This is a genomic window from Spirillospora sp. NPDC049652 (assembly GCF_040675125.1).
Classification (GTDB): Bacteria; Actinomycetota; Actinomycetes; order Streptosporangiales; family Streptosporangiaceae; genus Spirillospora.
The window spans coordinates 1-9,358 of the sequence record NZ_JBFAOF010000212.1 but is presented as its reverse complement, the minus strand read 5'-3'; the positions used below and the strand labels follow the sequence as shown (position 1 = coordinate 9,358).

The 9,358-nt window shown below is 73.9% G+C and carries 10 protein-coding genes; 9 read left to right on the top strand and 1 reads right to left on the bottom strand.

Annotated features, from left to right (window positions below; translation table 11 throughout):
* The 5 genes from AB0J52_RS16310 to AB0J52_RS16290 form a co-directional block, all read left to right on the top strand.
* Positions 1-1,748, top strand: a 1,748-nt coding sequence (locus AB0J52_RS16310; RefSeq protein ID WP_500182397.1) for a sensor histidine kinase, incomplete at its 5' end; no start/stop codon positions are given.
* A 106-nt stretch (positions 1,749-1,854) separates the two neighbouring features.
* Positions 1,855-2,259, top strand: coding sequence for a roadblock/LC7 domain-containing protein (locus AB0J52_RS16305; protein WP_117360111.1), 405 nt, complete (start codon positions 1,855-1,857; stop codon positions 2,257-2,259).
* Entirely contained in the window at positions 2,256-2,609 is a 354-nt protein-coding gene (locus tag AB0J52_RS16300) for a DUF742 domain-containing protein (RefSeq protein WP_500182396.1), read from the top strand. Before AB0J52_RS16305 ends, AB0J52_RS16300 begins: the two co-directional genes overlap by 4 nt.
* The gene (locus AB0J52_RS16295; RefSeq protein WP_500182395.1) at positions 2,590-3,273 is read left to right on the top strand and encodes a GTP-binding protein; all 684 of its coding nucleotides are present in this window, start codon (positions 2,590-2,592) and stop codon (positions 3,271-3,273) included. The genes AB0J52_RS16300 and AB0J52_RS16295 overlap by 20 nt, the downstream gene beginning before the upstream one ends.
* Positions 3,270-4,565 (top strand): cytochrome P450, encoded by a 1,296-nt coding sequence (locus tag AB0J52_RS16290; protein ID WP_500182394.1) that lies wholly within the window; start codon positions 3,270-3,272, stop codon positions 4,563-4,565. Before AB0J52_RS16295 ends, AB0J52_RS16290 begins: the two co-directional genes overlap by 4 nt.
* Before the next feature lie 129 nt (positions 4,566-4,694).
* On the opposite strand, the gene AB0J52_RS16285 is transcribed toward AB0J52_RS16290, so the two are convergent.
* Entirely contained in the window at positions 4,695-5,912 is a 1,218-nt protein-coding gene (locus tag AB0J52_RS16285; RefSeq protein ID WP_500182393.1) for a cytochrome P450, read from the bottom strand.
* A gap of 240 nt (positions 5,913-6,152) precedes the next feature.
* Between AB0J52_RS16285 and AB0J52_RS16280 the strand changes: the two genes are divergently transcribed.
* The 4 genes from AB0J52_RS16280 to AB0J52_RS16265 all read left to right on the top strand — a co-directional run.
* Complete coding sequence (locus AB0J52_RS16280; protein ID WP_500182392.1) at positions 6,153-6,296, top strand: hypothetical protein; 144 nt, start codon at positions 6,153-6,155, stop codon at positions 6,294-6,296.
* A gap of 203 nt (positions 6,297-6,499) precedes the next feature.
* Positions 6,500-7,966, top strand: a complete 1,467-nt coding sequence (locus AB0J52_RS16275; protein WP_500182391.1) for a hypothetical protein — start codon at positions 6,500-6,502, stop codon at positions 7,964-7,966.
* A gap of 109 nt (positions 7,967-8,075) precedes the next feature.
* On the top strand, positions 8,076-8,495 hold the full coding sequence (locus AB0J52_RS16270; protein ID WP_500182390.1) for a Het-E N-terminal domain-containing protein: 420 nt from the start codon (positions 8,076-8,078) through the stop codon (positions 8,493-8,495).
* Positions 8,496-8,594: 99 nt separating this feature from the next.
* Positions 8,595-9,358 (top strand): serine/threonine-protein kinase (locus tag AB0J52_RS16265; RefSeq protein ID WP_500182389.1); only part of this gene is annotated, 764 nt, incomplete at its 3' end.

The window sequence follows — 9,358 nt, the reverse complement described above, 5'->3', positions numbered from 1 at the left end:
GGCGTGTCCTGCGGCTCACCGCGCACGACGCCGCCGCCCGGCAGCGCGACGCCGCCACCGCCCAGGCCGTGGTCAACGGACTGGAGGACGAGGTCGACCGGATCATCGGCGAGGCGATGCCGGTGATCGTGGCGCGCATCCGCCGCGACCGGGTCGGGCCCGAGACCGTCCTGCCGGAGGTCGGCGAGCCCGAGTCGCCGATGCTGCGCCGGCTGCTCGCCCGCGTCGTGGACGACCTGGCCACCGGGGAGCGCGGCAGCGCCGCCGCGATGATGTCCTGCGCGAACGCCGCCGCCCGCATCCAGGCCGCCTGCACCCGGCTGCTCGGCGACCTGCGCGACCTGGAGCACCGCTACGGCGACGACCCGGTCTTCCACGACCTGCTCGACATCGACCACGAGGTGTCGCAGGCCGGCCGCATCGCCGACTCGATCGCGCTGCTCGCCGGCGGGCGGTCCGGGCGGCGCTGGACCAAGCCGATCGTCATGGAGTCGATCCTGCGCGGCGCGATGGGCCGCATCCACGACTACCGCCGGGTCAAGCTGCACTTCACCACCGGCGCGGCCATCGCCGGGTACGCCGCCGAGGGCGTCATGCACTGCCTCGCCGAGCTGATGGACAACGCCGCCTCCTTCTCCGCGCACAACACCGACGTGCACGTGTACGTCGAGGAGGAGGACGCCGGGATCGTCATCACCATCGAGGACAGCGGCCTCGGCATGCGGCGGCGCGAGCGCGCCCGCGCCGAGCGCCTGGTGAACGAGCCGTCCGACCTGACCGCGCTGCCCGGCACCCGGCTCGGCCTCGCCGTCGTCGGCCGCCTCGCCGCCAAGCACGGGCTGCGGATCAGCTTCCGGCCGTCCTCGCGCGGCGGCACCGCCGCGATCGTGCTGGTCCCCCGCCAGCTCGTCACCCAGCCCCGCCAGGACCTCCTCCCGCCCGAGCTGCGCGAGCCCTGGGACGGGTCGTCCCGTCCGCCGCTCGCGGGCTCCGCCGCCGACCCCCGCGACGAGCCGCGCGCAGAACCGCACGAGGCCCGGCGTCCGAAGCCGGAGCCCGCGCCGCTCACCACCGCCGACCCGCTGTTCGACACGTCCCTCCCGTCGCCGCCGCTCGGCGACGCGTCCGCGAAGGACGGGACGCTGGACGAGGACGACGGTGTCGAGCTGCCGCAGCGCAAGCGCGGCGCGACGCTCGCCAAGTGCCCGGACCCGGTCGTGTCCGCCGTCGTCCGGGACGAGGAGCGCCCGGCCCCCGGCGCCCGGTTCGCGGCCTTCCGGTCGGCGACCGGCGGCCCCCGGACGGTCGCCCGCGACACCGGCGGCAACCCGGCCCCCCGCGCCCCCGAGGACGCCGGCGCGGCCGCCACCGGAACGTCCGCCACCGGGACGTCCGCCGGGATCGACACGACCACCACCACCGAGCTGGACGGCCCGAAATCCCCCGCCCCCGAGCACGCGTCACCGGACAGCGCGCCCGCCAACACGTCTCCGGACGACGCGCCCGCCCCCAACGCGACCTCGGCCAACGCCCCCACCGACGCGACCTCGGACGGGGCGGCCGCAGACGCGGCATCGGACGGCACGTCCACCGACGCGACATCCAACCGCGCGCCCACCGACACGACGTCCGGCGGCGCGACCGAGGACGCGTCGCCGGACGGCGCGGTCCGGAAGGCGTCGCGGAGCGGCGTGGCGTCCTCCTCGCCGGACGCTCCGGCTCCCGAGCCGGACCAGGGGCGGTCATGACCGCCCGCGCACCCCAGCGCCCGCACGGCGGACACCCCCGGGTCCGCCCGGCACAACAGATTGGAGGCAGGGGCGGACGTCCCGTGGCGTTCCCCCCGCGATCCCGATGAGTCCCGAAGAACGCGACCTGAGCTGGCTGCTCGACGGACTGCGCGACCGCACCCCCGGGGTGCGGCACGTGCTGGTGCTGTCCAAGGACGGGCTGAAGATCTGCTTCACCAAGGACCTGGACGTCGACCGGGCCGACCAGCTGTCGGCGGTGGCGGCGGGCGTGCAGAGCCTGTCGCTGAGCGCGTCCGCCGAGTTCGGCACCGGCCTCGGCGTGGGCCAGTCCATGCTGGAGTTCGCCGGCGGGCTGCTGCTGATAGTCCCCGCCGGGGAGGGCGCGCACCTGGCGGTCGTCGCCGCCGAGGACGCCGACGTCGGCCTGGTCGGCCACTCGATGAACGAGCTGGTCGAGCAGATGGGCTCGTTCCTCACGGCCCCGCCCCGGCACGCGGCGCGGCGATGAGCGGGCGGCGGCACGAGCGGGAGGACCCGGACCGGTACTTCACCATCACCGGGGGACGCCGGGAGGCGTCCCTCGACCTGGTGGCGCTCGTCGTCGCCGAGATCGGCCCGCTGCCCGGCATGTCGTCGGAGCAGGTGCGGATCCTGCGGCTCTGCCGCGACCACCCCGTCGCGGTGGTCGAGCTGTCGGCGCATCTGGCGCTGCCGGTCAGCGTGGTGCGGATCCTGCTGCGCGACATGCTGGCCGACGGCCGGATCACCGTCCGGCACCCGGTCTCGGCCCCCGAACCCGAGGAACTCCCCGACCTGGAAACCCTGAAGCAGGTGCTCGTTGGACTCCACAACCTCTGACCCGCCCGCCGCCGTCGCGACACCCGGCGCGGACGCGACACCCGGCGCGGACGCGGCGCCCGCCGACGACGCGCCCGCGGCGGCCCCGCTGCGCGGCACGGCCGCCGACGGACTGAAGATCGTCATCGTGGGCGGGTTCGGCGTCGGCAAGACCACCATGGTCGGCTCGGTGAGCGAGATCCGCCCGCTGTCGACCGAGGAGGTCATGACGCGGGCCGGCGAAGGCATCGACGAGGCCGACGCCGTCCCGGCCAAGACGACCACGACCGTCGCGTTCGACTTCGGCCGCATCACCCTCAACGACCGGCAGGTGCTGTACCTGTTCGGCGCGCCCGGCCAGCAGCGGTTCTGGTTCCTGTGGGACCAGCTGTTCGGCGGCAGCCTCGGCGCGGTCGTCCTCGTCGACACCCGCCGCATCGAGGACTCCTGGTACGCCATCGACCGGCTGGAGCACCACCGCATGCCGTTCGTGGTCGCGGTCAACCGGTTCGGCGAGCGCGGGCCGTCGCTGCCGAAGGTCCGCGCCGCGCTCGACCTGGACGAGCACGTCCCGCTGGTCGAGTGCGACGCGCGGCTCCGCGAGTCCAGCAAGAACGTGCTGATCGAGCTCGTCCGCCACCTGACCTCGCTGCACGACCGTCCCGCCCGAGAGGACGCGCGATGACCGACCCCGCCCCCCACCCCGCGCCCGCCCCGGACCCCGCAGCCGCGCCCGCGCCCGCGCCGGAGCATCCGGGCCACCCGCGGCCCGTCCGGCTGTACGGCCCGGCGGTCGCCGACGACCCGGCCGAGCTGTACCGGTCGCTGCGCGAGCGGTACGGCCCGGTCGTGCCGATCCTGCTGGACGGCGACGTCCCGGCCTGGTTCGTGCTCGGCTACCGCGAGGTGCACCACGTCACCGCGAACCCGCAGCTGTTCGCGCGCGACTGCCGCCGCTGGAACGCCTGGGACCGGATCCCGGACGACTGGCCGCTGATGCCGTACGTCGGCTGGACGCCGTCCATCATGTTCGCCGAGGGCCCCGAGCACCAGCGGCGCGCGGGCGCGGTCGGGGACGCGCTGGACGCCTTCGACCGCACCGAGCTCGGCATGATGGTCGGCCAGGTCGCCGACCGGCTGGTCGACACCTTCGCCGGGCACGGCCGCGCCGACCTGGTCGAGCAGTACTCGCACCAGATCCCGCTGCACGTGGTCGCGCGGCTGTTCGGCCTGCCCGAGGCCGACATCCCGGTCCTGGTGAAGGACGTCGCCGACTCGCTCGACGTCGACTCCGACCCGGTCGCCGCGCACCAGCGCATCCACGCGCGGATGGTGAGGCTGGTCGCCGACAAGCACCGCGAGCCCGGCTCGGACGTGCCGTCCCGGCTGCTCGCGCACCCCGCCGCCCTCACCGACGACGAGGTGGTCATCGACCTGCTGGTGGTGCTGGCCGCCGCGCAGCAGCCGACCGGCAACTGGATCGGCAACGCGCTGCGCCTGATGCTGGTGGACGACAAGTTCTCCAACACCATGCAGGGCGGCCGCGGCAGCGCCTCGCACGCCCTCAACCAGGTGCTCTGGGAGGACACCCCGACGCAGAACTTCATCGGCCGCTGGGCGGTGCACGACTGCGTGCTCGGCGACCAGCGCGTCCGGCGCGGCGACCTGCTCGTCCTCGGCCTGGCCGCCGCCAACCGCGACCCGGGCGTCACGCCCCGCGAGTTCGGCGGCCCGGTCGCCAACCGCGCCCACATGTCCTTCGGCCACGGCGAGCACGGCTGCCCGTTCCCCGCCCCGGAGCTGGCCGAGGTGATCGCGAAGACCGCCGTGGAGGTGCTGCTCGACCGCCTCCCCGACATGGAGCTCTCGGTCGCCCCGGAGGACCTCGAATGGCGCCCGTCCCTCTGGATGCGCGGCCTCTACGCCCTCCCCGTGAAGTTCACCCCCACCACCGACCTCCCCTACGTCCACCCCTGACCCCTTCGGCCATCCGGGGGGGTACCGGGCCAGGGCGTCTGCGGACGTCGGGCGGCGTGCGGCCCGTTGCGCGGGTTTGAGACGCCCGGCGCGTTGGGCGCTCTGCGGCCGTGGCGCCGGGCTTCGGTTCTAAGCGGTCGGGGTGAAGACCAGGGGGAGTTGCGCTGGGCCCCGGGTGAAGAGGCCCTGCTCGGTGGGGGTGTGGCCGTCGGCGAAGCGGACGTCGGGCATGGCGTCCAGGAGCTGGTTGACGCCGACCTCGACCTCGGTCTTCGCCAGGAGGGCGCCGACGCAGAAGTGGCGGCCGAGGGCGAAGGCCAGGTGGTCGGCGGCGGCCGAGAAGGCGGTGCCGGCGGACAGGTCGTCGCGGAAGAGGTCGAAGGCGTCGGGGTTCGCGTAGCGGTCGGGGTCGCGGTTGGCGGCGCCGATGAGCGCGGTGACGGTCTTGCCCGCCTCGACGGTGCCGCCCGCGATCTCGACGTCCTCGGACGGCTGCCGCATGATCATGTGAACGGGCGGGGTGTAGCGGAGGGTCTCGGCGAAGGCGCGCGGGATCAGCGTGCGGTCCTCGCGGACGGCCTTGAGCTGCTCGGGGTGGGCGAGCAGGTTCGCGAAGACGGCGGAGATCGCCTTGTCGGTGGTCTCGCCGCCGGCGGCGAGCAGCAGCGAGACGAACGACTTGATGTCCTCGTCGCTCATGGCGGTGCCGTCGATCTCGGCCGCGCAGAGGGTGGACAGCAGGTCGTCGCCGAGGTTCGCGCGCCGGTCCCGGATGATCGGGATCATGTACTCGGCGAGCTCGACGCGGGTGCGCTCGCCCGCCGCGGCGACCTCGGGGTCCTGGGTGAGGTTGCCCAGGAACGCGATGATCGAGGTGTACCACTTCTGGAACCGGGCGTGGTCGGCGCGGTCCAGCCCGAGCATGTCGACGATGACGCGGATCGGGAAGTGCGTGGAGTACTGCGAGACCAGGTCGACGCGTCCGTCCCGGCGGAAGGCGTCGATGAGCTCGGCCGAGTTGCGCTCGATCACCGGCAGGAACCGGGACTCCAGCTCGCTGCCGCGGAACGCGGGCGCGACCAGGGCCCGGCGGACGGCGTGCTCGCGGCCGCTGAGCTGCAGGATCGTCCGGCCGTGGACGGGTTCGAGCTGCCAGTCGTAGTTCGCGGTGGTGAAGACGGGGTCCTTGAAGACGCGGGAGACGTCCTCGTAGCGGGAGACGATGTAGCTCTGCATCGGCTCGTGCCAGAGCAGCGGCGCGTCCCCGCGGTACGCGGAGTACGCGGCGTAGGGGTCGGCCGCGAACTCCGGCGACAGGATGTCGGGCACGTCCGGGGCGATGGTCATGCGGCGTCCTCGCTCACGTGTTCACTGTGGGTCGTCGCCCCGAGCCTAAGGAGTGACACCGTGCCGGTCCATACCTAAATGATCAAGTTTGCCGACCTTCCCGGGCGGCCGGCAGGTCTAGACCAAATTGCAGTGGGCATGGGGTCATCCGCGAAAATCTGATCACTGGACTCACTTCCGTCCCGCCGCCGGCGAACCGCGCCGACGAGCGGACGGGTTCACGGGAGGACGACGACAACGATGAGCGCCGCTCTGGCCAATCCCCGCCGCACCCGGCTCGACACCTGGCCGTCCCAGGGCCGCCAGGACCACGAGCCCGAGCCGACCGCAGCCCCGCTGGGCTCCGCGACGCAAGCGTCGGACGAGGAGACGTCCGCTTCCTGAAGCGGCCCCCGGGGCCGTCCGCGCCGGACGGCCCCGGGGAGCACGGCCGACCCTCCCGAATCCCCGCCACGCGGCCGGGGATTCTTTTCGTGCGCCCGGAACCGGTGACGCGGAACCGGTGACGCGGAACCGGTGACACGGAACGCCGCCGTCCGGTATGTCGTCCATGTCACTGGGGACGGTCCCGGACGGAAGGGGTGCGCGTGCGGCGCAGCGAGTTGTCGCGGGCGGAGCGGCTGGTCTGGCGGGCGTTCGCGAGCGGCGAGGCGGTCGACTTCAGCGCCTCGCCCGACGAGGACGCGACGGCCGGCGCGTCCTGGGGACGGGACCGGACCGTCCGGGCCTCGGTCCTGCGCGCGCTGCTGCTGAACGGCCCGACCCGGGACGGCGAGGTGGCGGCGCTGCGCGTGAACGGCGCGCGGATCGTGGGCCGGCTGAACCTGCGGTACGCGACCGTGGACCACGCCGTCCGGCTCTGGGGGTGCCATTTCGAGGAGGTGCCCAACCTGTACGGCGGCCGCTTCCGGCAGGTGAACCTGAGCAGGTCGTACCTGCCCGGCCTGGAGGCGGCGACCATCCGCGTGGCGGGCGTCCTGCGCATCACCGACTGCGTCATCCCCGGCCCGGTCGAGCTCGGCGGCGCGCGGGTCGAGGGCGCGCTGTTCATGGACCGGGCGCGGCTCGGCGAGCCGGGACGGGAGGGGACGCAGATCCTGCATCTCAACCACACGACGTTCAGCGATGACGTGTGGGGGCCGGGGCTCCGGACGCACGGCGAGTTCTCCCTGGTCGGCGCGCGGATCGCGGGGACGCTGAACCTGGAGGGCGCGGTGCTCTGCCATCCGGGGCACACCGTCCTGCACGGGGAGATGGCGGCGATCGGCAATGACGTCCGCGCCCGGGACCTGCGCACGGACGGACGCGTCAACCTGCGCGGCGTGCGGGTGGGCGGGCAGGTCAACCTCGCGCACGCGCGGCTGTCCAACCCGGGCGGTGTCGCGCTGCGGGTGAGCGGCTGCACGATCGGCGAGCTGTGGCTCCGGGAGGCCGAGCCGATCGTCGGGCAGGTGAACATGCGCCGGGCGTCGTTCCGGCTGCTGCACGTCCCCCCGGACGTGTGGCCCGAGACGGTCTCGTTCGAGGGGCTGGACTACGGGTCGCTGACGCCGCGCCTGCCCGCGCACGCCCGCATCGAGGTCTTCCAGCGGGACCAGTCCGGGTACGTCCCGCACTCCTACGAGCAGCTCGCGGCGTACTACCGGCGGGTCGGGGACGAGAAGGCCGCCCGGAACGTCCAGATCGCCAAGCAGCGGCACTACCGGCGGACGCTCCCGTGGTACGGCCGCGTCTGGGGGTACCTCCAGGACTGGGCGGTCGGCTACGGCTACCGGCCGCTGCGCGCGGCGGCCTGGCTCGTCGCGCTGTGGGGCCTCGGCGCGCTCGTGTTCTGGCTGCACAACCCGCCGCCGGTGAAGGCGGACGAGCATCCGCCGTTCAACGCGTCCGCCTACTCGCTCGACCTGCTCCTGCCCATCATCAGCTTCGGGCAGGAGGACCGCTTCGCGCCGCGCGGCGGCTACCAGTGGCTGTCCTACGCGCTGATCATCGCGGGATGGACGCTGGCGTCCACGACGATCGCCGGAGTGAGCCGCGCGCTCAACCGGCAGTGAGGTCCGGGCCGCCGCGCGGAACGGCGTTCACCGCCTCGTCCCGGTGGTGCGCGTCGGACAGGCGTGATGGACTGTTCACACAACCGAACGTCGCCGGGGAGTGCCCTGAATGGATCCGATCACGATCGCCATTGTGACCGCCGCTGCGGGGAAGGCCGTCGAGCTGGCGGGCGAACCCGTCCGGGACAAGGCCAAGCAGCTGTACGCGATGCTGCGGGGCCGGCTCAAGGACGACGCCGAACTCGCGGAGATCGAGCACGCGCCGGACGGCGAGGAGAAGGCGCGCGTCCTGGAGGGCGTCCTCCGCCGGGCCGCCGACGCCGACCCGGAGGTGCGCCGGGAGGCCGAGGCGCTGGAGGCGCTGATCCGGGAGGCGAGGGACGCGAACGCCGAGTTCCGCCGCGAACTCGACGCGCTGCGCGACAGCGTGCGGACCCGGCCCACGATGCAGAACACCAACAACTTCTCGGGGACGGCCAAGCAAGCCATTCAGGCACAGAACGTCAGCGGCACCTTCAACGTGAGCTAGCCCGCCCGGCGGGAATCCGGTCGGCGCGGATGGGCGGAGTGCGGGTGATGATCGGGACGAAGTGACGCAGATCGGGATGGGCCGCGTACGCTCGCTGAGGTGAGCGTGGTGCGTCGCGACGCCCGGCGTCGCTGGGCTGTGGTGGGGGCGTTCGTGGCCGTGCTCTGTGCCGCGCCGGTCGTCCTCGGGGCGTTTCCCGCCGCGTCGTCGGCGCGCGACCCGGCGGAGTTGAGGCGGCGGGCGCTCGGCTCGGGAGAGCGCGCGCACGAGGGGCTGGTCGAGGTCACCGGCTCGCTCGGGCTGCCCGACCTGCCGGGCCTGGACGACGCGACCGGCCCCCTGCACGGCACGTCCCGGATGCGGACCTGGTACGACGGGTCGCGCCACTGGCGGGTCGCCGCGCTGTCCGCGACGGGCGAGCGCGACTACCTCGCGGGCGGCGACAACCTCGACATCTGGGATTTCGAGCAGAGCCAGCTCACCCGGGTCGCGGGACGTCCCGCCGTGCGGCTGCCCATGGCGTCCGACCTGACCCCGCCCGCGCTGGCACGCCGCCTGCTCGGGCTCGTCCGCGCGCGGGACAGGGTCACCGCGGTGAAGCCGCGCCGCGTCGCCGGACGGTCGGCCGACGGGCTGCGCGTCACGCCCGCCGACCGGGACACGACGATCGGCGCGGTGGACGTGTGGAGCGACCCGTCCACGGGCGTCCCGCTGGAGGTGCACGTGGTGGCGCGCGGCGCGGCGCGGCCGGTGATGACGACGCGGTTCCTGGAGTTCGCGGCGAGGCGTCCGGCGCGGTCCGACGTCGCGCCGCGTCCGGCGCGCGGCCTGCGGCGGGTCATGGTGGACGCGCCCGACCTGCT

Coding starts and splice junctions, on each gene's coding strand:
- AB0J52_RS16290 (WP_500182394.1), top strand. CDS start 3,270: ATGACCGACCCCGCCCCCCACCCCGCGCCCGCCCCGGACCCCGCAGCC.
- AB0J52_RS16280 (WP_500182392.1), top strand. CDS start 6,153: ATGAGCGCCGCTCTGGCCAATCCCCGCCGCACCCGGCTCGACACCTGG.
- AB0J52_RS16305 (WP_117360111.1), top strand. CDS start 1,855: ATGAGTCCCGAAGAACGCGACCTGAGCTGGCTGCTCGACGGACTGCGC.
- AB0J52_RS16300 (WP_500182396.1), top strand. CDS start 2,256: ATGAGCGGGCGGCGGCACGAGCGGGAGGACCCGGACCGGTACTTCACC.
- AB0J52_RS16285 (WP_500182393.1), bottom strand. CDS start 5,912: ATGACCATCGCCCCGGACGTGCCCGACATCCTGTCGCCGGAGTTCGCG.
- AB0J52_RS16270 (WP_500182390.1), top strand. CDS start 8,076: ATGGATCCGATCACGATCGCCATTGTGACCGCCGCTGCGGGGAAGGCC.